This window comes from Oceanobacillus sp. M65 (genome assembly GCF_052246275.1).
Taxonomy (GTDB): Bacteria; Bacillota; Bacilli; order Bacillales; family Amphibacillaceae; genus Oceanobacillus_B; species Oceanobacillus_B jordanicus.
In genome coordinates, this window is the sequence record NZ_JBQQCJ010000003.1 from 260714 (window position 1) to 282877 (window position 22164).

The 22164-nt window shown below is 39.2% G+C and carries 24 protein-coding genes; 8 read left to right on the forward strand and 16 right to left on the reverse strand.

What is annotated here, in order from left to right; genetic code table 11:
- The first annotated feature begins 275 nt into the window (after positions 1-275).
- Positions 276-461: a YhzD family protein gene (locus tag ACTWPF_RS13475; RefSeq protein ID WP_106896246.1), complete on the forward strand. Its 186-nt coding sequence runs from the start codon at positions 276-278 to the stop codon at positions 459-461.
- A gap of 48 nt (positions 462-509) precedes the next feature.
- On the opposite strand, the gene ACTWPF_RS13480 is transcribed toward ACTWPF_RS13475, so the two are convergent.
- Together ACTWPF_RS13480 and ACTWPF_RS13485 are read right to left on the reverse strand one after the other, a co-directional pair.
- Positions 510-1322: an enoyl-CoA hydratase gene (locus tag ACTWPF_RS13480; RefSeq protein WP_443149418.1), complete on the reverse strand. Its 813-nt coding sequence runs from the start codon at positions 1320-1322 to the stop codon at positions 510-512.
- 167 nt (positions 1323-1489) lie between these two features.
- Positions 1490-1849 carry a YlbF family regulator gene (locus tag ACTWPF_RS13485; protein ID WP_036574100.1) on the reverse strand — a complete coding sequence of 120 codons (360 nt, stop codon included), beginning with the start codon at positions 1847-1849 and terminating at the stop codon, positions 1490-1492.
- Positions 1850-2006: 157 nt separating this feature from the next.
- Here ACTWPF_RS13485 and ACTWPF_RS13490 point away from each other — a divergent pair, with 157 nt between their 5' ends.
- The gene (locus ACTWPF_RS13490) at positions 2007-2906 is read left to right on the forward strand and encodes a PucR family transcriptional regulator (protein WP_443149419.1); all 900 of its coding nucleotides are present in this window, start codon (positions 2007-2009) and stop codon (positions 2904-2906) included.
- A gap of 93 nt (positions 2907-2999) precedes the next feature.
- Complete coding sequence (locus ACTWPF_RS13495) at positions 3000-4100, forward strand: ABC transporter ATP-binding protein (RefSeq protein ID WP_443149420.1); 1101 nt, start codon at positions 3000-3002, stop codon at positions 4098-4100.
- Between the two features lie 91 nt (positions 4101-4191).
- Here the strand turns inward: ACTWPF_RS13495 and ACTWPF_RS13500 are convergent, their stop codons facing one another.
- The gene (locus ACTWPF_RS13500; RefSeq protein WP_058951323.1) at positions 4192-4395 is read right to left on the reverse strand and encodes an alpha/beta-type small acid-soluble spore protein; all 204 of its coding nucleotides are present in this window, start codon (positions 4393-4395) and stop codon (positions 4192-4194) included.
- Positions 4396-4549: 154 nt separating this feature from the next.
- Entirely contained in the window at positions 4550-5935 is a 1386-nt protein-coding gene (fumC, locus tag ACTWPF_RS13505; RefSeq protein ID WP_443149421.1) for a class II fumarate hydratase, read from the reverse strand.
- A gap of 336 nt (positions 5936-6271) precedes the next feature.
- Here fumC and ACTWPF_RS13510 point away from each other — a divergent pair, with 336 nt between their 5' ends.
- Entirely contained in the window at positions 6272-7180 is a 909-nt protein-coding gene (locus ACTWPF_RS13510; protein WP_443149422.1) for a zinc dependent phospholipase C family protein, read from the forward strand.
- A gap of 147 nt (positions 7181-7327) precedes the next feature.
- Here the strand turns inward: ACTWPF_RS13510 and ACTWPF_RS13515 are convergent, their stop codons facing one another.
- Positions 7328-7561, reverse strand: a complete 234-nt coding sequence (locus tag ACTWPF_RS13515) for a hypothetical protein (RefSeq protein WP_106896241.1) — start codon at positions 7559-7561, stop codon at positions 7328-7330.
- A 249-nt stretch (positions 7562-7810) separates the two neighbouring features.
- Here ACTWPF_RS13515 and ACTWPF_RS13520 point away from each other — a divergent pair, with 249 nt between their 5' ends.
- A complete protein-coding gene (locus tag ACTWPF_RS13520; protein WP_106896240.1) occupies positions 7811-8677 on the forward strand; it encodes a cation diffusion facilitator family transporter in 867 nt (288 codons plus the stop codon).
- Positions 8678-8713: 36 nt separating this feature from the next.
- Here the strand turns inward: ACTWPF_RS13520 and ACTWPF_RS13525 are convergent, their stop codons facing one another.
- A complete protein-coding gene (locus ACTWPF_RS13525) occupies positions 8714-9007 on the reverse strand; it encodes an AzlD domain-containing protein (RefSeq protein WP_058951327.1) in 294 nt (97 codons plus the stop codon).
- Positions 9004-9687, reverse strand: coding sequence for an AzlC family ABC transporter permease (locus ACTWPF_RS13530; protein WP_161465003.1), 684 nt, complete (start codon positions 9685-9687; stop codon positions 9004-9006). Before ACTWPF_RS13530 ends, ACTWPF_RS13525 begins: the two co-directional genes overlap by 4 nt.
- 491 nt (positions 9688-10178) lie before the next feature.
- Between ACTWPF_RS13530 and nhaC the strand changes: the two genes are divergently transcribed.
- The gene (gene nhaC / locus ACTWPF_RS13535) at positions 10179-11540 is read left to right on the forward strand and encodes a Na+/H+ antiporter NhaC (protein WP_106896239.1); all 1362 of its coding nucleotides are present in this window, start codon (positions 10179-10181) and stop codon (positions 11538-11540) included.
- Positions 11541-11731: 191 nt separating this feature from the next.
- On the opposite strand, the gene ACTWPF_RS13540 is transcribed toward nhaC, so the two are convergent.
- On the reverse strand, positions 11732-12493 hold the full coding sequence (locus ACTWPF_RS13540) for a cobalamin-binding protein (protein WP_443149423.1): 762 nt from the start codon (positions 12491-12493) through the stop codon (positions 11732-11734).
- A gap of 20 nt (positions 12494-12513) precedes the next feature.
- Positions 12514-13278 carry a type I methionyl aminopeptidase gene (map, locus tag ACTWPF_RS13545; protein ID WP_106896237.1) on the reverse strand — a complete coding sequence of 255 codons (765 nt, stop codon included), beginning with the start codon at positions 13276-13278 and terminating at the stop codon, positions 12514-12516.
- Positions 13279-13570: 292 nt separating this feature from the next.
- Between map and ACTWPF_RS13550 the strand changes: the two genes are divergently transcribed.
- Together ACTWPF_RS13550 and ACTWPF_RS13555 are read left to right on the forward strand one after the other, a co-directional pair.
- Positions 13571-14299, forward strand: a complete 729-nt coding sequence (locus ACTWPF_RS13550) for an ABC transporter ATP-binding protein (RefSeq protein ID WP_443149424.1) — start codon at positions 13571-13573, stop codon at positions 14297-14299.
- Positions 14292-15935: a putative ABC transporter permease subunit gene (locus ACTWPF_RS13555; protein ID WP_443149425.1), complete on the forward strand. Its 1644-nt coding sequence runs from the start codon at positions 14292-14294 to the stop codon at positions 15933-15935. Before ACTWPF_RS13550 ends, ACTWPF_RS13555 begins: the two co-directional genes overlap by 8 nt.
- A gap of 189 nt (positions 15936-16124) precedes the next feature.
- On the opposite strand, the gene ACTWPF_RS13560 is transcribed toward ACTWPF_RS13555, so the two are convergent.
- The 7 genes from ACTWPF_RS13560 to ACTWPF_RS13590 all read right to left on the reverse strand — a co-directional run bounded on the left by ACTWPF_RS13560 (position 16125) and on the right by ACTWPF_RS13590 (position 22031).
- Positions 16125-16253, reverse strand: a complete 129-nt coding sequence (locus ACTWPF_RS13560; protein ID WP_081779363.1) for a YjcZ family sporulation protein — start codon at positions 16251-16253, stop codon at positions 16125-16127.
- Positions 16254-16340: 87 nt separating this feature from the next.
- Complete coding sequence (locus ACTWPF_RS13565) at positions 16341-17096, reverse strand: (S)-benzoin forming benzil reductase (RefSeq protein ID WP_443149426.1); 756 nt, start codon at positions 17094-17096, stop codon at positions 16341-16343.
- A 21-nt stretch (positions 17097-17117) separates the two neighbouring features.
- Positions 17118-18488 (reverse strand): dipeptidase, encoded by a 1371-nt coding sequence (locus ACTWPF_RS13570; protein ID WP_443149427.1) that lies wholly within the window; start codon positions 18486-18488, stop codon positions 17118-17120.
- A gap of 316 nt (positions 18489-18804) precedes the next feature.
- Positions 18805-19938: a bifunctional cystathionine gamma-lyase/homocysteine desulfhydrase gene (locus tag ACTWPF_RS13575; protein ID WP_443149428.1), complete on the reverse strand. Its 1134-nt coding sequence runs from the start codon at positions 19936-19938 to the stop codon at positions 18805-18807.
- Positions 19939-19949: 11 nt separating this feature from the next.
- Positions 19950-20870, reverse strand: a complete 921-nt coding sequence (locus tag ACTWPF_RS13580) for a PLP-dependent cysteine synthase family protein (protein ID WP_443149429.1) — start codon at positions 20868-20870, stop codon at positions 19950-19952.
- A gap of 41 nt (positions 20871-20911) precedes the next feature.
- Positions 20912-21373: an S-ribosylhomocysteine lyase gene (locus ACTWPF_RS13585; RefSeq protein WP_106896230.1), complete on the reverse strand. Its 462-nt coding sequence runs from the start codon at positions 21371-21373 to the stop codon at positions 20912-20914.
- A gap of 16 nt (positions 21374-21389) precedes the next feature.
- Positions 21390-22031 (reverse strand): class I SAM-dependent DNA methyltransferase, encoded by a 642-nt coding sequence (locus ACTWPF_RS13590; protein WP_106896229.1) that lies wholly within the window; start codon positions 22029-22031, stop codon positions 21390-21392.
- Positions 22032-22164: the final 133 nt, after the last annotated feature.

Below are 22164 nucleotides of genomic sequence, written 5' to 3' on the forward strand. Positions count from 1 at the left end.
AACCCGATATATCGTACATCGATATAATAGCATATACGGGTTACCTTGGCAACTGCTATTTTCATTTCCCCCTCTTTTAAAGAAACATTGATTTTATATACTTAGTGAAAGGTATATTGTATAGTCGTGCTAATAACCCTATTCCTATACTCTTTTCTTACGTCGTTCATTTATCGAGTTCAATACCTTTTGTTATCCTATGTGCAAAAAAGGATTTTTAGGGTATATACAGAATATAAGTAAAAGACGTTCAATACATAGGGAGGGACTTAAAAATGCGTACTTATGCTTTAACTGTATTTGATGATTCCGGTGAGAAACTGTTAGATGAATCCTTTACCGCTCCAACTGACGATGAAGCAAAAACTGTTGGGCAGGCAAGATTAGAGGAAGCCGGCTTCCAGGGACACACCCACCGATGTGTCACACCAGAAGCAAAGCTAATTCTATTTCACCGATAAAGTTTCCACATTATTGTAATAAGACCAACAGTTCCAGACTGTTGGTCTTTATTTTCCATTAAAAACAGGTTTTCTTTTCTCTAAGAAGGCTCGCACACCTTCTTGATGATCTTGTGTTTGCCTTAGTTCCCACTGTGCTTGTTGTTCATCAGATAAAAAGGAGGCGAGACTTTCTTTTTCACGTGAATGATATAGCTCTTTTGTCTTTAGCATAGCAATAAGCGGTGATTTTAGTAGTTTTTCCGCCAGACCTTTTGCTGTAACGATCGCTTCCTCATCTGACAACATATCAACTAAACCTATCTCCTTTGCTTGCTGTCCGTCAATTTGTTGCATCCCCCAAGTAAATTGTTTCGCTCTTTGAATTCCAATTCGTTGCTGTAAAAAGAAATGACCGCCTCCATCTGGCAGCAATCCTATACCGAGAAATAGCATGCCTAATTTTGCATCTCGCTCTGCGATGACATAGTCAGCCGTTAGCGCAATACTAAGTCCTAAGCCAGCAGCAGCTCCATGTATAGCAGAAATAACGATTTTAGGCATCGTATATAACTCCATCACTAATTCTTTAATGGTTCCCATGACCCCATCAAAATACACCTTATCTGAAAAATCTTCCATCATACGAATATCTCCACCAGAACAGAAAGCGCTTCCTTTTCCAGATAAAACAACCACCTTCGCTTTACTATTCTTAGTATGCTTAACTGTTTCCACAAGCTCCTCCAACATCTCTTTATTTAAAGCGTTGTATTTTGCTGCACGGTCTAAGGAGATATGAGTAATATCGCCCTTTTCCTCCATTACTACATACTTCATCATTCCATCCCCTTTTAAAAGTCTTTCTATCTCCTTCGCCATGCAGAGGTGAACTTCCTGCCTCCCCCATTAGAAAAACTCACATTTACTATACTTTAGCTTCTATGTGCGTTTTTATTGCTTCGACCTTAATGTTTTTCATTGCTTACTTGATAAAATTTTTACGTAAAAAAAGCCCACAAAATTGTGGGCTTTTTATCGATATAAAATTATTGTTGCGTATCTTCAGGCGCGCCATATAATTCTTCTAATGGCTTCGTAATAATGCGACTTACATCATTAATTACCGTATTTAATCGTTGTTCTTCTTCCATTAATTTAGAGATGTCTTCATGCTGTTGGACAAGCTCAACAACCTGACGAGCTTTCTCAACTTCTTCCTCTGTAATTTCCTGACCTTGCATTTGTTTTTCTTGTAAAGCCATTTGGGTATCACGGAAATTATCGAACATTTGCTTTGCAGTTGCATCATTCATTACTGCATCATATGCAAGTTTTAAGCTCTTAAATTCTTCACTTTCACGTATCGCTTTTTCTAAGTCATACGCACTGTCATAAATGTTAGGCAAATTAAATCCTCCTCCGATTTTCTTACTCTACCTACTATAACAAACGATTAGTTTCATGTATAGCGATAGAAAGATGAGGCAAAAATCCAATAATTTATTTTTTAATCATGTTATCATTGCTATAATTATAACAAGGTCATGAGAAAGAGGTTTTCATATGTTAGAGCAGCTACAAAACATTTTTCCATCCATTATTTTTCACCAAAATTTAAACAAAAAAGAAGCTAATGAAGAAAACTACAGGTGGTTTCGGTTCGAACAAGATCAAGTGATTGGCATACTGAAGGAGGAGCTGTCAGGTAGGGACCTCACTCTTCTGTCGGCATTTCTCACACCATACCAAGCAAGTTTTCCTGCGCTTACAGAGGCCGAAAAAAAATGGAGAAATATAATTGAAACAGATGACGCATCTGGCAATGTCACGGCCTGCCCTTTTCGCTTTGTTTATTTCTCTATTAGAGAAGATCAAATGGATCCTCAATCATTTAAAGAATCGCTCTATGAATTTTTCTCTTCTCCTGTTCCGATACTTTGGGAGAACGAGCAGGAAGGAATTATCATTGAAGAGAAAGCTGAGAATGATGATGAAAGCATTTCATATGAACAGATTATTGATGTCCTCATGAGCGATTTGTATGTCAATATTCACTTTTTTGCTGGACCTTATTCACAACAATTAACCAATACGGGAGAACATTATAGCTCGATACTTTCAAGTGCACGTACAGCTTTCACATACTCAGACAAGTCTGTGTTATCCTTCTCTGAATCCATCCCATTTTTATTGGTTGATCAAACAAACGAAAGCTTTCGTAAAGAGCTCTCGAATGCAATTCTACAAGAATTTTCAGATGATGAAGACATTCTCCAAACAATTGAAACCTTTATTCAGTGTAATCTAAATGTCTCTGTTGCTGCTAAAACGCTATATATGCACCGCAACAGCCTGCAGTATCGTTTGGATAAATTCATAGAAAAAACCGGCATTGATATTCGTGATTTTCGAGAAGCAATGGCTGTTTATATTGCATTACTGGCAAACATGCACAAAGGATAAGTAGATCTTTGTGCATGTTTGCCATTTTCATTCGGACAGACTTTTTCTATAATAAAGATAATAAAGCGTTTTCAAAAAATGGAGGGGAAGAGAATGGCTGAATTAAAACTAGAACACATTCAAAAGTCATACGATAAAAAAGTGGTAGCAGTAGAGGATTTTAATCTACATATAAAAGACAAGGAATTTATCGTCTTTGTTGGACCATCAGGTTGCGGTAAGTCTACAACCCTTCGTATGATCGCTGGGCTTGAAGAAATAACAGATGGTTCTCTATTTATTAATGAAAAGAAAATGAATGATGTGGCTCCAAAAGACAGGGATATTGCAATGGTATTCCAGAACTATGCACTTTACCCACATATGAACGTATATGACAACATGGCTTTCGGCTTGAAACTTCGTAAATTTAAAAAAGATGAAATTGAAAAGCGTGTTAAAGACGCAGCAAAAATTCTAGGCTTAGAAGCATATCTCGATCGTAAGCCAAAAGCTCTATCAGGTGGTCAGCGCCAACGTGTGGCACTTGGTCGTGCAATTGTGCGTGATGCTAAAGTCTTCCTTATGGATGAGCCTTTATCAAACCTTGATGCTAAATTACGTGTACAAATGCGTGCTGAAATTCAAAAATTGCATCAGCGTCTGCAAACAACTACAATATATGTAACGCATGACCAAACAGAAGCAATGACGATGGCGACAAGACTTGTTGTAATGAAAGATGGTATTATCCAGCAAGTCGGGGCTCCAAAAGATGTATATGACAATCCGGAAAATGTTTTCGTTGGTGGCTTTATTGGCTCACCTTCTATGAACTTCTTCTCAGGTAAACTAACTGAAACTGAGTTTCAAATGGGTGATGTAAAAATAAAAATACCTGAAGGAAAGTTGAAAGGTTTACGTGACCAAAAATACATTGGCAAGGATATTATCCTTGGTGTGCGTCCTGAAGATATTCATGATGAACCTATTTTCATCTCATCAACTCCCGGAAGCAAAATTAACGCGACTATCGATGTAGCCGAACTTATGGGTGCAGAATCCTACTTATACTCTAAAGTAGCTGATCAGGATTTCGTTGCCCGAGTTGACTCCCGTACAGACATACAAGGCAGTCAAGAGATGGAATTGGCATTTGATATGAACAGTGCTCATTTCTTTGATGCCGATAGTGAAGCAAGAATTAAATTATAATACGCGTAGGACAGGGTGCAGCAGGTCTGCTCCCTGTTTTTAGTACAAATTAAAGAGGGAAAAGCAGCGCTTTTCCCTCATACCATTCATATTAAAATTGTTGTCCATTCATTTGTTGTTGAGCAGTTTGTACAAGACGCTTGGTGATTTCTCCACCAACTGAACCGTTAGCACGTGAAGTTGTATCTGCACCTAAGTTAACGCCAAATTCTTGAGCAATCTCAGTTTTCATTTGATCTAGTGCTTGTTGTACACCAGGTACAAGCAATTGGTTTGAATTGTTGTTGTTAGCCATTGTTTATCACCTCCTGTAATTATAGTGTGAGCAGATTTGCCTAACTTATTACTTCTTTTAATTGGTAAATTGTAGGGTAGTTTCCACTTACGTTATGAATGCTATTTAAAAAACCCTAATGCCTCGGCATTAGGGTTTATCGTCTCTATTTAGCTTATCTTAGTCCAGTCATATCGGCTGGGTTTACATACTTATCAAATTCTTCTTCAGTCAGCAATCCGGAAGCAACTGCCGTTTCTTTTAACGTGGCATTATCTGCAAAAGCTTTTTTAGCAATTTTAGCAGCATTTTCATACCCAATATGCGGATTTAGTGCCGTAACTAGCATTAGTGAATCATTTAGATATTTTGCTATTTCCTCTTCATTTGCTTCAATTCCACTAGCACATCTCTCATCAAAAGAAAGAATGCTGTCTGCTAAAAGCTGGCAGGATTGTAGAAAGTTATAGGCAATAACTGGTTTAAATACATTTAACTCAAAATTCCCCTGACTTGCTGCAAATCCTATTGTAGCATCATTCCCCATTACTTGTGCAGCAACCATTGTTACAGCTTCGCTTTGTGTAGGATTTACTTTACCAGGCATAATGGAGCTTCCTGGTTCGTTTGCAGGAATTGTAATCTCACCAATTCCACAGCGCGGTCCACTTGCAAGCCAGCGTACATCATTAGCGATCTTCATGATATCAGCCGCAAGTGCTTTTAGGGCACCGTGTGCATATACGGTTTCATCATGACTTGTTAGCGCATGAAACTTATTTGGCGCTGAAATAAAATCTTTCCCGGTAAATTGATTAATTTTTTCACAAACACGTTGAGAAAATTCAGGATGGGCATTCAGTCCCGTCCCGACAGCAGTTCCACCTATTGCAAGTTCCTTTAAATAGGTTGTACTTTCTTCAATCATTCGTTCCGATTTCTCAAGCATACGATGCCATCCACTAATTTCCTGACCAAGTGTTAATGGTGTTGCATCCTGAAGATGTGTGCGGCCAATTTTAACGATATCATGGAATCGTTCCATTTTTTCCTTCAGTGTCGATTTAAGCTGTTTTACAGCTGGTAACACAGTATCCTCCATTTTTAGGACAGATGCAATATGCATGGCTGTAGGATATGTATCATTCGAGCTTTGTGATTTATTTACATCATCGTTAGGATGCAAGACAAGGTCACTATTTTTTTCTTTTAACCATTTGTTCCCCACGAAGGCAATAACTTCATTGACGTTCATATTTGATTGCGTTCCACTTCCTGTCTGCCAAACTACAAGTGGAAAATGATCATTAAGATTGCCGTCTACTACTTCTTGTGCTGCATAAGCAATTGCCTCAGCTTTTTCCTTTTCCATTAAACCAAGGTCATGGTTGGCCTTAGCTGCACTCATTTTTAATATAGCAAACGCTTTAACAATTTCAGTTGGCATTTTCTCATTTCCAATAGGAAAGTTTTGCTTGCTTCGTTGTGTTTGAGCACCCCAGAACTTATCAGCTGGTACATTTATTTCGCCAATAGTATCTTTTTCTATACGATAATCCATGTTTATTCTTCCTCCCCTATGTATGCATCAATCAATTCATCTTTCCTCCATTGTACCAAATTTTCAGAAGAAAAAAAGCGTTAACAAATAGGTGAGACGCGAAAATATACTAAAACAGGTTCCCTTTTTCGTTCGTTTTCTTTTATACTGATTATAAAGACAATGATAAAACAAGCTAATTTATCCCGGTGAAACAGTGATATTTAAGTGGGGAGTAAACGGAAGCTAACACCCCGATTCGTTCAACTAACAATCAGTGGGGAATGAAAACCCACTGATTGAAGTTTCACTTTATTGGAAGTATCTAAACTAAATCGGTAAAAAGGGAGTTTTTGTATGCCAAACAGTTGGACACATATTCTATTTTGCGAACAAGTTGTAGATGCCATCAAGGAGCCTCAAACTTTTCTAACACATAAAGAATATATGAAGTTAGGTGCACAGGGCCCTGATCCTTTTTTCTATTATAACTTCTGGCCATGGGTCAAAGAGGAGCCTGTCCATGAAGTAGGTATGGCATTACATACGAAAAATTGTGGGGCTTTTCTAATGGATCTTATTTCAGAAGCTAAACGAGACAGCGAAGAGATGCGTGCCTATGTATTTGGCTTTGTAACACATCATATTCTTGATCGAAATACCCACCCGTATATCCATTACCGAGCAGGTTATGAAGGGAGCAAACATCAAAAGCTGGAGATACGAATCGATACTGCAATGATGGAAAAGTATCTTAATCAAAGGACATGGAAAATGCCTGTCTATAAAGAGATCGATGTTGGGAATTTTAAAAAGGAAATTAGCGAACTTCTAGACACTTTAATAAAAAAGCATTACCCAGAGGTTTCTGATCAGAAACCAGGATATATTGAAGCTTCCTATAAGGATATGCGCTTTGCTCTAAAATTGCTCTCTGATCCTTATGGATGGAAAAATAAATTATTTCATTCTCTAATATCTTCCTATTCACATCGGCCAATACGGGATAACATTGACTATTTAAATCTTCAAAATGCAACATGGTATCATCCTGCTACAAAAGAAGCAAGCAACAAAAGTTTTATTACATTGTATAACGAAGGCTTAGAAGAAGGAATAGAAATTCTCTCAGAGGTGCTACATTATTGGCAGCAAGAAGAACGTACTGCGATGGAATTATCGAAGAGGATTGCTAATATTTCCTATGACACAGGATTACCATTGGAACGACAGCTAGAAAATCAATACAGTGACCCAATTGTCTAATGTCATATTTTATTGTTACTAACCACCCCATGTTTACCAAAAAACATAACTAGCCGAACGAATCCCCTTAACTTGGTAGGTTCGTCCGGCTAGTTTATTTAATAGTAGCGTCTCCCACGTTCAATCATTGAGAAATAATTAAAACCTCTATTCCCAAATAAATTGTTTAAACGCTTCACTGCTCTCCATAAACTTCTCTTTATTATCATCTGCTATTGCTTGGTTAATCGATGTTTCTATTATTTGTTTGTTATATTGAAAACAAATTTCATCAAGGATCATTCGGGATGTTAGCCTAAATTCAAATGGTATCTCTTTTCTCGCTGAAGATACTTTTCCTTCGTATCGTTTATATTTATAGATTAGCTTTTCCTTTTTCATGGAATAGCCCCCTTGTTCCTTTTTTCTATTATCCTAAATTTTTAGAATAATTTCAACTATTATTTGAAAAAAACATAAATTTTCTGGTTTAGGTAACAGTAGTTAGAGGACCTTTATTTTTTGCTTTGGCAAACTTACTTCCCTGCTTGCAATACATATACCCCCATGCTTCAATGTTTCTCTAGACCCACCATAACGCGGTTTGTTAAACTATTTACTAGCGAAAGAACCATTAACGGAGGATTTTTCATGAACCATTCAGATAACTTAAAGCGCGGAGAAAAAGGGGCCTGGCTTAGTATTTTTGCCTACATTTTTCTAGCAGCACTTAAGCTCATAATTGGCTATGCAGGGGACTCAGATGCACTTCGTGCGGACGGGCTTAACAATTCAACAGATGTTGTCGCATCAGTTGCTGTATTAATCGGATTAAAGATATCTCGTAAACCACCTGATGAGAATCATCACTATGGCCACTTCCGCGCAGAAACGATTGCATCACTTTTTGCCGCGTTCGTCATGATGTTCGTAGGGATACAGGTCATTTTCAGTACCATTAAGAATGTATTGGAAGGTAATTCCCTAAAGCCAGATATGATTACAGCATGGACAGCCCTAGGTGCAGCATTCATTATGTTGCTTGTCTATCTTTACAATGTAAAACTGGCAAAAAAAATAAATAGCAGTTCACTCTATGCTGCGGCTCAAGACAACCGTTCAGATGCCTTAGTCAGTATCGGCGCTTTCGTAGGGATAATTGGAGCCCAATTTGGTCTATTTTGGCTTGACCCGCTTGCAGGATTACTGGTTGGATTGATAATTTGCAAAACGGCCTGGGATATCTTTAAAGATGCAACACACTCCCTAACAGATGGATTTGATACGGAACAAATAAAAAAAATCCGGTCCAGTGTAGAAATGGAGCCGGATGTTAAATCAGTTAAACATGTTAAAGGTAGGGTACTAGGAAATCAGCCATTCATCGATATAACGATTCTTGTTGATTCCCATTTAAATGTAAAAGAAAGCCATGACATCACAGTAAGAATTGAACAGCATCTCTATAATGAGCATAATATTAGGCATGCGCATATTCACATTGAGCCATTTCAATAAGTTTAATAAGATATTTACGCATGATTTAAAAGAAAATTAAAAAGTAAGCAAAAAGACCGTTGCTATCGCGCCAAAAACAACTAAAATGACATTTAATCCAATATAGGCTAAGCCAATTGCCACCAGTCCCCCGATCAGTCCAATATGTGGCTGATCGGGTTTTATTGTCATTATACCTGGAAATATTAATGCCCCGAGGGCAGCATATGGAATAGCGTTGAGCCAGCGATTTACCCAATCTCGAAACTGAAGCTTATCTACGATAAATGCAGGAATCATCCGGGGAATCATGGTTACAATTGCCATACCAAGTAAAATAAAAAGTATCATCGTTCTTCCTCCTTCATTAGAAAGATTCCACTCATTCCGCCAATAATTGTACCTAGCACGATTGCCCAGCCTGAGCTCATGCCAAGTTCAACACAAAGGCCATTTATTAACATGGCTAAGATAGCGATGATTGCCACCTTCCATTCCTTTTTAACAGAAGGAACCAACAAGCCAATAAACATTGCATATAGGGCGATCCCCATGCTCTGGCTCAACTGATCTGGGATAACTTCGCCAAGTACCCCACCAAGGAAGGAACCGGCAATCCATGAAAAGTAAGCTGTTAAAATAAGTGCTAAATAAAACCAAGGCCCCTTTTCCTCTTTAGCTTCGTCAGGATGGAGTGCAGATACAGCAAATGTTTCATCTGTCAGCCCTAAAGATAAAGGTAGTTTCCATCGCAGACCGATACCCCGCATTCGATTCATAAACGATAGACTCATGACAAAATGGCGAAAGTTTAAGACAAATGTAGCAATCATAATTTCTAAGGCTCCCGCTCCAACTGCAATCATATTCACTCCCATAAATTGACTTGCTCCAGCGAAAACCATCACACTCATTAGTGTTAGTTCTGTTAAGCTCATTCCTGCTTGTTTTGCAAGTACGCCATATGTAATAGCAATTGGTAAATATCCAAGCATGATCGGAAACCCCGCAGCTATCCCCTTATGTATCATTTGTTTTTTCGTATTCGTTGTTACACTGTCTACTGCATCTGTTGCCACATCTCTTGCCTCCTTTATGAATAATAATTCTAATTATTATATCGGATAATTTTCTTTTGAGAAAGGATTTCATTTTTTATTGACAAAAGATATTTACAGCATGTATAGTCATTGTAATCTACAAATGAAAAAAGAATAATTTATCCGGAATGCGAAGTAAATCTTTTTTAGGCAGCAAAAAGAGACGGGACGCTTGGTGTGAGTCCTGGCAGAAAAAGATTGAATTACACATTCATATAGAGCGGATAGTCAGGTTGAGAGGCTAGCACTTGTGTTGGCAATCAGGGTGGTAACGCGGAGTAAAGCTTCGTCCCTATTACAGGGGCGAGGCTTTTTTGTTCGTTTGGAATATTTTAGCCAGGAAGTAACGACGTACTGTTATTTACAAGGGAATGTACGACTGTCGTCTTCGTAACCATTACAAAAACAAAGGAGGATATACCATGTTTCCAATAAAACCAAAACATCAACCAGCATTAATAGAATCTATACTTTTTTTCCTAGTTCTTATTTCACTTATTAGCTTCTTTATTATTAAATTGGAAAGCCCGCCTCATATTCCTATTCTGCTTGGGATATTCTTACTTATCACATACGGGTTAATTAAGAGAATTAGCTTTACTGATATTCAGGAGGGAATGGTGGAAGGAGCCCGTACTGGTATGGGTGCAGTCTTCTTATTCTTGCTAATTGGTGTACTAATAAGCAGTTGGATTATAAGCGGTACAATACCTGTACTTATTAATACCGGGTTTCAATTTATAGGTGGAACTTGGTTCTACGCCATAGTATTTGCTGTTACTGCCATAGTTGGGGTATCTCTAGGAAGCTCTTTAACAACAACCGCTACCATTGGGGTTGCCTTTATCGGGATGGCTAGCGCAATGGATACTTCTTTGGCCATTACAGCAGGAGCTATTGTTTCCGGAGCATTCTTCGGTGATAAAATGTCGCCTCTATCTGATACAACGAATCTCGCCTCTACAATTGTAGGCGTAGATTTATTTGAACACATTAAACATATTAGTTTAACGACAATCCCTGCGTTTATTATTGCATTTATTTTATTTGCCATTCTTTCACCAAATGAAGCTATCTCCTTACAAAGTGCTACAGATTATCAAAATGCACTACAAGGAACTGGCTTAATTCATTGGTTATCATGGTTACCACTTGTTGTCATTGTACTTTGTACTATTTTCAAAATACCTGCATTTCTCTCCTTAGGGATTAGTAGCATAACCGCTACCCTTATCGCAGGATTTGTCCATCATATCCCATGGGGATCTATCTGGGGGATTTGGTTCGGTGGCTATACTGCTTCCACCAATTTTGAACCTGTAAATGAGCTATTGACGAAGGGTGGTATTAACAGCATGTTATTCACCATTTCTCTTGTTATTTTAGCTCTTGGCTTTGGTGGTTTATTGTTTGTAACAGGTATTATACCAAGCATACTATTAGCGCTGCAGGAAAGGCTCCAACGGGTAAGGTCGATTATTATTTCGACTGCTGCTACCGCAATTGGTGTTAATGTATTTGTCGGGGAGCAATATTTATCCGTTATGTTGACTGGGGAAACGTATAAAAGCCTATATGAAAAGGTAGGATTGCCAAGGAAAGCATTGTCTCGAACTCTAGAGGATGCAGGAACTGTAATCAACCCATTAGTACCATGGAGTGTCTGTGGGGTCTTTATCGCAGATGTACTTGGCGTTCCAGTATTAAGTTACTTACCATTCGCCTTTTTCTGCTTAGCAAGCCCCATCATTACCATGATTTTCGGAGGTAAAAGAGTGAAGTAAAAACAAGGGCAAAAATGGGAATATAACCTCGTTTTTGCCCTTGTTTGATTTATCCCGGTGCAACCGTCCGTAAGACTCCCACTTCAAAACATGAAGTGAAACATGGGAGTAAACGGACGCTAACACCCCGATTCGTTCAACTAACAATCAGTGGGGGAAGAGCGAAAACCCCCACTGATTGAAGTTTCACTTTATAGAACTTCAACTAGTTTTCTCAAGCCTTCTAGTAATCGGGGTGATGGTCTACAATAGAGCGATTCTTCCAAAACGTGGATGTTTCTATTTTGTACTGCGCTCATCATGTCCCACCCAGGTCTTTGCATAACTAGTTCTGGTCTCATTTTTTCTTCTTTAATTCCTACCCATACCATACAAATGTGATCTGGATTTCTTGTCTTTACGTCCTCCCACTCCGTCTGGAAGCTTGCCACTTGTTCGGTAGCATAAATGTTCTGGGCACCTGCTAATTCACTAATCTCTGTTAGCCAATTAACAGCACCAGGTGTAAACACAGGATTTGGCCACCATTCCCAATAAAGTTTGGGGCGGTCAGCATCTGCTTCTCCTTTATGCCGTAGCTGGTCTATTTCATCGAGAAAAGCTGCTTTCTTCTCCATTCCAAGCTGAGACTCGCCAATTGCATGACCTACAGTTTCAATATCTTCTGCAATATCATGTAATGAATTTGGATTAAGGATAAGATATGGTAACTGGTATTCCTCCAGCCCCTCCACATTCTTTTCCATTCCAGGAACACTTAAAGAAGCAAGCACAAGATCTGGCTCTAGTGCAGCAACTTTATCCATGTTAATTGATAAATCAGGCCCGACCTTAGGCAATTCGCTTACTGCGTGTGGCCAGTCAGAAAAATCATCAACTCCAACAAGTAAATCCGTTCTACCTAGATAATCAAGTATTTCTGTATTACTCGGACAAATGGACACAATACGCATTGTTATCCCACCAATCGTTATTATACGTTTCTTTCTTCCCCCTGATCTGTCAGTAGCACAGGTCCATCTTTGGTAATAACGATCGTATGTTCATATTGAGCTGAACGGCCCTGATCAACTGTTCGTGCTGTCCAGTTATTAGAATCCATTTGGCTGTGCCAGCTTCCTTCATTAATCATTGGTTCAATGGTGATAACCATGCCCTCTTTCAAACGTAACCCTTTATTCGGAAGGCCGAAGTGTGGGATATGTGGTTCTTCATGTAAGGTCGGTCCAATTCCATGTCCAGTGAAATCTCGAACAACGGAGAAACCTTCTGCTTCAGCATATGTTTGAATTGCATGGCCGATATCCCCAATGCGACTTCCCAACTGCGCCTGTTCGATTCCTTTATATAATGAAGTTTTTGTTACATCCATAAGATGCTTGCCTTTTTCATCTACTTCCCCAACGGCGTACGTCCATGCTGAATCAGCCAAACCACCATCAAGGTTTACTACCATATCAATGGTGACAATATCACCGGCTTTAAGTTTTTCATCACGCGGAAAACCATGACAAATCTCATCATTAATTGATGCACAAGTAGCATAGGCATAGCCGTTGTACCCTTTTTGTTCAGGGACTGCGCCATGATCACGCATGAATTTCTCAGCAAACGTGTCAATTTCCATTGTACTGATTCCAGGCTTTATCATTTTCGCTATCTCTTTATGGCATTGCACTAAGATATCTCCAGCTGCTCGCATTTTCTCAATTTCACGCGCACTTTTTCTTGTAATCAACTCGCATCTTCCTCTCTTCTTTCCACAAACTTCTTTATTAAATATGTTAAACTATCCATAAAGTGAAACTTCAATCAGTGGGGTTTCGTTCTTCTCCCACTGATTGTTAGTTGAACGAATCGGGGTGTTAGCGTCCGTTTACTCCTACTTAAACATCTCCGTTTTACTTTAAGTTTTGAAGCGGGAGTCTTACGGACGGTTGCACCGGGATAAATGTTTTTTTATTAGCTGCCATCATAAAGTGTACCATACAATATGATATTCATAAAAGCAATAGAAATGAGGGGAAAGTATGATCGAAATAAAGGAAGTAAGCAAGCATTTTTCTGGTCAGAGAAAAGTCATTAACCAATTAAACCTTTCCATACCAGATGGGAAAATAGTTGGCTTTCTCGGTCCGAATGGTGCTGGTAAATCCACCACTATCAAAATGATGACTGGAGTACTCCCTATCGATGAAGGAACCATCTCATTAGACGGGTTTGATATCGAAAAAAAAACACTGGAGGCCAAGAGTATTTTTGGCTATGTTCCTGACAGGCCAGATCTGTTCCTCAGGTTAAAAGGGTTAGAGTATTTAAATTTTATTGCTGATATTTATCAAGTCCCTAAAGAAGTAAGACAGGAACGCATAGAACGAATAACAAAGCAATTCTCTATTTATAATTCTTTGGATGATTACATTCAGTCCTATTCACACGGCATGCGGCAAAAAATCATCGTGACAGGCGTTCTGCTTCACGATCCTTCTATTTGGATATTGGATGAACCATTAACCGGACTTGATCCTAAATCTGCCTACATATTAAAAGAAATGATGCGGGAACATGCAAACAAGGGGAAAACGGTCTTTTTCTCAAGTCATGGGTTGGAAGTCGTCGAACAACTATGTGATGAGGTCGCGATCATTAACAATGGGGAACTATTATTTTATGGCACTTTACAAGACATGAAAGAAACGTATGAATCTGATGATCAAAGCTTAGAACAGGTTTTTCTGGAGCTGACTAGCAATGAGTAAAACATGGAAGCTAATTAGAATTATGTTGAAAATGCAGTATTCCAGAGTAGGCAAAAAGAATTCCCAAACGATATTATGGATAGTTGCCTTATTGTTTCTACTCCCGATGGCCTTCGTTTATATTTCTATTGTTAGAAGTGCACTTACCGCTTTCTATAATGTACTTGAACCATTAGGACAAGAGTCTCTTATCGTCGGTATCTTGCTTCTTTCCGTACACGTTATACTTTTACTTGTAAGCTTTATTACGATACTGAATGCTTTCTATTTTGCAGAAGATATTGATTCTTTTATCCCTTTTCCGGTGCAACCTTATCAGCTATTGCTGGCAAAGTCAGCTGGACCAATGATTTATTTATATGGAACTGCCGCACTATTCTTTCTGCCTGTATTCTTTATTTATGGTGGCGTAAGTGCTGCACCTATCCTATATTATATTGCGGGAATTATCACCTTTGTTTTGTTGCCAATCATCCCGTTTACTTTGGCCGGTATAATTCTCATGTTTATCATGCGTTTTGTTAATATCGCAAAAAACAAAGACCGTTCCAAAGTAATTGCTGGGATATCTTCATTGGTATTTATCGTTTTAATCAATGTTTTGATTCGTCTAAATACGGATGTAGATGCCATCATGCAAAACGCGGCAATGTTTATCCAGGAACAGGACGGGCTATTACGCTGGATTACTGCCTTCTACCCACCAGCCTATTTTGGAACTATGGCAATGACTGCTTCCAGCTTATGGAATGGCTTTTTATCGTTAATCGCTGGAGTGGTTCTTCATGCTTGTGCGTTGCTTATTTTTATCTGGGTCGGACAGCTGCTTTATATTAAGGGAGTACTTGGAATGGGTACTGCTAATAAATCGACTTTTTCGGGTGCAAAACTTTCTAGAAAAACATCCGTAACTCCTATCTGGCTCGCTTACATCAAAAAAGAGATGCGAATTATATTTCGGACACCTACTTTTCTAACACAATGTGTGATAACGAGCTTATTTGCTCCAATATTTCTTATTATTATATTATTTATGGATTCATCAAGTGGAAATATAGGTGGCTTATTGGATGGGTTATCAGGAAAGCATGGCCTCCTCATTCTATTTTTAGGTTCTTTACTCATTGTCGGCTCAAACGCTACATCTATTTCCGGCATATCAAGGGAAGGAAAATCATGGCATGCAAACTTATTCCTGCCACTTAACCCAAAACAGATCTTGCTAAGTAAAATCGCCACAGCCTGGTTTATTAATTTAATCGTTATCGGATTAGCCGTTATACTGTTCATTTTTATTATAAAAATAGAGTGGACTCTTTTTCTTATTTGGCTGCCACTCGTATTATTGGCTAGCTGGTTTAGTAGTGCACTCGGAACGTTTCTTGACTTCTTACAGCCTAAACTTAATTGGACAGATGAGCAGGAAGTGTTTAAATCACGGATGATTGGATTAATTGGAATTGTGGTGCAGCTAGGCATATTTGGTATTTTGGTACTGTTAATATGGAATTTAGATTTTGTAAACGGCATATATATGACAGCAGCTATCCTATTTGTACTAGTTGTTATCGCGATCGTCGTGATCCATAGCCTCATCCATCATAAAATTAAGCAGGGACAGCATCAAACCATATAAAGTGAAACTTCATGTGGGGATTTTCATTGTTCCCCAACTGATTGTTAGTTGAACGAATCGGAGTGTTAGCGTCCGTTTACTCCCACTAAAAACACTGTTTCACCTAATGTTTTGAAGTGAGAGTCTTACGGACGGTTGCACCGAACAAAAAAATGCAGAGGAGTATATCTCCTCTGCATTTTTTACTTATTAATAGAAACCGCCGCCGTAGCCGCCGCCATAGCCACCACCAGTATAAGCAGTTCCGATAATGATCAATAAAATAAACAATACAACTAACAGCGCAAAACCGCTGCCGTAGCCTTCACCTTTACTCATTGCTTTCCCTCCTCTTTTGCCGATTAATATACTTTATGCTGCTAGACGCTTTTTGGGAGGGAATTTGCAAAGAATGGGCGCATTTTATTATAAGAAATCTTTTACGTTATAAATCTTTCCATTTTCTATATTGGCTTCATTTGTAAGTATATCAACTAATACTCCGCCTACTGTATCTGTATCCTTTAACGCTTTATCTTCCTTGTAGGATTTAAATGTTTCAACATTGGTAAATTCTTCTGGTGAAGCAGCGCGAATTTTCTCTTGCATTCCTGTATCCATAATCCCAGGACTGAATGCAAACACCTTATTTCCTGTTCCCCTCTCATCTTGCTCGATAGCAACTGTTTGGGTGTACATATTAATACTCGCTTTTGTACTGCAGTAAGCACTCCAGCCGGAAATTGGACGTTCTGCTGCTCCAGAGGTAACCGTAGCGCCGATAAAGGAGAACCCTTTAGATGATGCTTCCTTCAAGAATAAATTCGTCATCACCATTGGCGCGATCGTGTTAACTTGTACATGATATGCCAATTCATTGCTTTTCGTATTCATTGCCTGATCAACAGGATCAATTACAGCAGCATTATTAATAAGATAAAGGGTGCTAATTCCCTCACTCCACTGATTTTTTATTTTACTGCAAGTCTCTTCCACTGCCTCTACATCACCTAAGTCACATTGGAATTGTTGAAAGGTGACATTATTTTCCTCAGCAAGTTTGTTAAGTCCGCTCGCTTCCGATCTAGAAATGCCAATGACATGGATTTCCTGTTCAAGTAAAAGCTTTGCGACAGAATACCCTAGCCCTTTCGATACACCTGTTACAATGGCATACTTCATTAGATAACCTCCAATGCTTCATTATTTGTCGTTTACTTCATTCCAATAGTACGCTAATGTTTCCATTCCTTTATGAAAACTATCTAATGGGAAGCTTTCATTTGGAGAATGTAGTCTATCATCTGGTGTTCCAAAGCCTAGCAAAACAATTGGCATTTGATATATTGCCTCCATCCATTCGACAACAGGTATAGAGCCACCCATCCTAACATAAACGGTTTCTTTGCCAAATGCTTTCGTGTAGCTGGCTGCCGCTTTTTTAATTAAAGTATGATCTGGATCCACTTTATACGCTTTTGCAGACAGTTTTTCTTTTTTAACCTCAACTTGTACCCCTGCTGGAGCGACGTTTTTGACGTGTTTCTCAAGTAATTGCTGTACTCGCTCTGGATCTTGTCCAGGTACAAGTCTGCACGTGATTTTTGCTGTGGCAGAGGATGGAATAATCGTTTTGGTACCTTCCCCTTGATAGCCCCCATACATGCCATTTACTTCAAAAGTAGGGCGTGCCATTGTATGTTCCTTGGCTGAATAGCCTTTTTCCGAAACGGTTTCCGGCACACCCGTAGCTTGTACATAATCTTCTCCCTTAACTTGGTCAATCAAGTCCCTTTCTTCATCAGACAGAGGCTCAACACCATCGTAGAAACCTTCGACCGTAACAACTTCCTCTTCATTTTTCATGGAGGAAAGAATGTGACTTAGCGCCATCAGTGGATTGCGAACAGCACCCCCGTACATGCCTGAATGTAGGTCATGATCTGGTCCATTCACTGTAATTACGATGCCAGTAAACCCTTTTAATCCGTAAAGTATAGTTGGCTGGTTTTTTTCTACCATCCCAGAGTCTGAAATTACGGCAAAGTCAGCTTGGAACTGTTCCTTCTTCTCATGAAGGATTTTATATAAGTTCTCACTACCGATCTCTTCTTCTCCTTCAATACATACCTTTACGTTTAATGGTAATTTACCTTCTGTTTTCATGTAAGCTTCAAAGACAGCCAAATGCATAAATACTTGCCCTTTATCATCACTAGATCCTCTAGCAAAAATTCGCTCATTCCTAATTTCTGGTTTAAACGGATCACTGTCCCATAATTCAAGTGGATCAGCAGGCTGTACGTCGTAGTGACCATAAAACAGTACGGTAGGTGCTTCAGAGCCTGCGCCGTTATATTCTGCATAAACAAGTGGGTGTCCACCCGTCTCCTGCTTTTCTATATTTTCAAATCCAATGTCCTGTAAGTATGTAGTAATGAAATCCGCTGCTTTGTGAATGTCCTGTTTATGTGCGCTATCTGTACTCACACTCGGGATAGCTAAAAATTCAAATAATTTATCTTGCAAACGTTGCTGATTATCCCGTAAATACTTCAAAACCTCTTGGCTCATCGTATTACTCCTCCTAAAATTTCATGTTGGTACTTATTTTAGCATATTTACTCAAATAACTTCCATTACACTGATTAAGGATGTTTGGCTCTCACCCGTTCTTTTAAAAACGAGCAAAAAAAGTTGCAGAAACATACTCATTTTATCAGTAAATACTTGACGTGATATAGTTCTCTAATTATCCCGCCGGAGTTGTGTATATCTTACGCTGTATGCTACTTCTTCAAGAAAAAAAATAAAAATCCAAACTAGATTGAATGAAAAAATCATAGTTCGGATCTTCTTTTCACTAAACACTTCGTGCCAGCCTCTATATTTATCCTAAAGCTTGTTTTAAATCCTCTAGCAAGTCCTCTGCATCTTCAATCCCGACGGATAAGCGGATTAAGCCATCTGTGATCCCCAACTCATTCCGTCTATCACGTGGGATAGACGCATGCGTCATCTTGGCCGGAATCGAAATTAGGCTTTCCACAGCTCCCAGGCTTTCTGCCAAGGTGAAATATTGAACCCGGCTTAATAGTTTATCTGCCACTGCCTCACTTCCTACATCAAATGAGACCATACCACCGTACCCAGTAGATTGATCTACAGCTACGTTATGCCCTTCATGGTTTTCAAGGCCAGGATAGAAGACCTTTTCGACCTTAGGGTGATGCTCTAAAAACGCAACCAGTTTTTTAGTATTTGCTTCAATTGCTTCCATTCTTAGAGCAAGGGTTTTTATTCCGCGCATTAATAGCCAAGAATCCTGCGGTCCTAAAACAGCCCCTACTGAGTTTTGGATAAAGTGAATTTTCTCAGCAAGTTCTTTAGAGTTAACAGCCACAAGCCCTGCTACTACATCACTGTGCCCACCAATATACTTTGTTGCACTATGAAGCACGATATCTGCCCCCAGATCTAATGGCTGCTGCCAATACGGCGTTGCAAACGTATTATCAACAATGAGAAGCAAATTATGCTTCTTCGCAATAGCGGCCATTTGCTTAAGATCAGTTATTTTCAAGAGAGGATTAGTCGGTGTTTCAACATATAAGGCCTTTGTTTTCTCTGTAATGGCTTCTTCCACTGCTTTAACATTACTTGTATCTACAAATGAATGTTGAAGCTGATATCTGTTAAGCACATTTGTCATGAGACGATAAGACCCACCATACACATCGTCTGTTGAAAGAACATGATCTCCAGCATCAAATAGCATCATAACAGATGTGATTGCCGCCATACCTGAGCCAAAGGCAAATCCAGCTGTTCCATTCTCTAAATCTGCAATGACTGTTTCTAGCGCATGTCGAGTAGGGTTTCCTGTACGTGAATATTCAAACCCACTGTGATTACCTGCGCTTTCCTGTTTATAGGTACTTACTTGATAAATTGGCACGGATACAGCGCCAGTTTTCTCATCACCTGTTATCCCACCATGTATCATTTTTGTTTTTGGTCGCATCTCTATTCTCCTCACACGTTGTCATAGATATTTTTACTTATATAACGATCACTACCATCTGGAAAGATCGTCACAATAGTTGTACCAGGCCGCGCTTTCTTTGCTTCCTGTAATGCACCAAACATGGCGGAGCCAGAGGAACTGCCAACAAGCAGTCCTTCTTTACGGGCCAACTGTCCGACCATATCAAAGGCATCTCCGTCTGTTACCGTATACACTTTATTAATGAAGGAACGATTAAAATAACTTGGAAAGAATTCCATTCCAATTCCCTCAGTTCGATGTGATCCTGCCTTGCCACCCGCAATAATAGATCCCTCCGGCTCTACGATTGCCGTATGGACAGCTGGGTTTCTTTCTTTAAAAAAGCGACTGCTCCCCATAAAGGTCCCTGCTGAGCCAGCACCTGCGACGAAAATGTCGACTTTCCCTTCAAGTTCACGCCAAATCTCTGGTGCTAATGTATGATAATAGGTTGCAGGATTGGCTGGATTAGAAAATTGCTGCGGACAAAAACTGCCGGGAATTTCCTTACAGAGATCCTCTGCCTTCTTAATCGCACCTACCATACCTTCCTCCTGTGGAGTTTGTACAATACGTGCCCCTAATGCTTTCATAATGGTTTGCTTTTCTTTACTAAAATGTTCTGGAACACAGAAAATTGCGTGCAGATTATAGGTAATGGCAGACATTGCTAAGCCAATGCCAGTGTTTCCGGCAGTAGGTTCAATAATAGTACCGCCAGGCTGTAAAACACCTTTTTCAAGTGCATCCTGTATCAAAGAAACTCCAAGCCGATCTTTTACACTACCGCCAGGATTCATAAATTCCAATTTAGCATAGAGTTTTACATCTTTCGGCAAATCAAATTGTTTCAGTTCTAATAAAGGTGTGTTTCCAATTAATTCTTGTACAGAAGCATACACCGCCATGTATCTTCGCCTTCCTTTTTGTGGTCGGGCTTAGCCCTACCTTAAAATACTTCCTGCCATTCATTTCGATGTGCAAGCATTTCCTTGGCAATTTCCTTAGCACCTTCTAGGCTGTGATTGGCAGCCCAGCCACATTGCACCTCGTTACATGCAGGCACTTCATTAGCCTCAATTACGTCATGTAGCGTTTTTTCCAATGTATCTAAAATCTCTTCATAGTTATCATGATTTATAACAGATAAATAAAAACCTGTTTGACATCCCATCGGACCAATATCCAAAACACTGTCCATATGATTACGAATGTTTTCTGCCATCAAGTGCTCGATTGAATGAAGCCCAGCCATCTCCATATGTTCTTTATTCGGCTGTTTAAACCGAATATCATATTTATATACCTTATCTCCATTTGCACCCTCTGTCACACCTACTAAACGTACATATGGCGCTTTTACTTTCGTGTGATCCAGATTAAAGCTTTCCACGTTCATTTTTTCTGCCATAATGATCTCTCCTCCATTACTTCATTCGCTCAGCTTTTATCAGCCAAACAAAATCATTCATTTGTTTAAATGTTACATCAAATTTGTGTGTATTGAAAATAGTTTGAATTACAGGAATTGTTGTATAATATTCTCTCTCAAGGTCCTCAGCTAAATCTGCGAACCCCTTTTTTCTGGCATCATCGATCGCTTTTTGCTTATGTGCCTCCGACTGGAAGACTGTATCACCAAATATGATCTTACCTTCTGCCGGCAATAGAGCGGAGAACTGTTTAATTGCAACATCTTTCTCTTCATCTGATAAATGATGGAAAGCATACGTACTTACAATCGTTTCCACATCGGAAGGAAGACTTGGATAATCTAGAAAGTCTCCTTCCTGCACAGTCAGCTCAGGTAATTTTGCTGCAGCAATACTGCGCATTTCATTGGAAGGCTCAACTCCTACCACTTCACTTCCTTTTTCCAGAAGTTTTGCAGCGAGGTTTCCTGTTCCCACACCAAATTCCACTACCGTCCCAGAGGCGTGTCTAACCACCTCCGTTAATATATCATCATAATTGGCAAATACTGCAGCATACTGAGGATCATCCCCTGCTACACTGTCGTCATAGGTATCTGCCCAATCTGTAAAAATGTCAAGAAATTCCCGCCCCATAACCCCTACACTCCTTTAAAAATAATTAATCCATAGTATTACACTTGGTATAGTAAGAATTATATGTATTACAATATCATATGTTACCGTTTTTAAAAAGCATCTTTTCTCCAATATAAATTGATTTAATCAT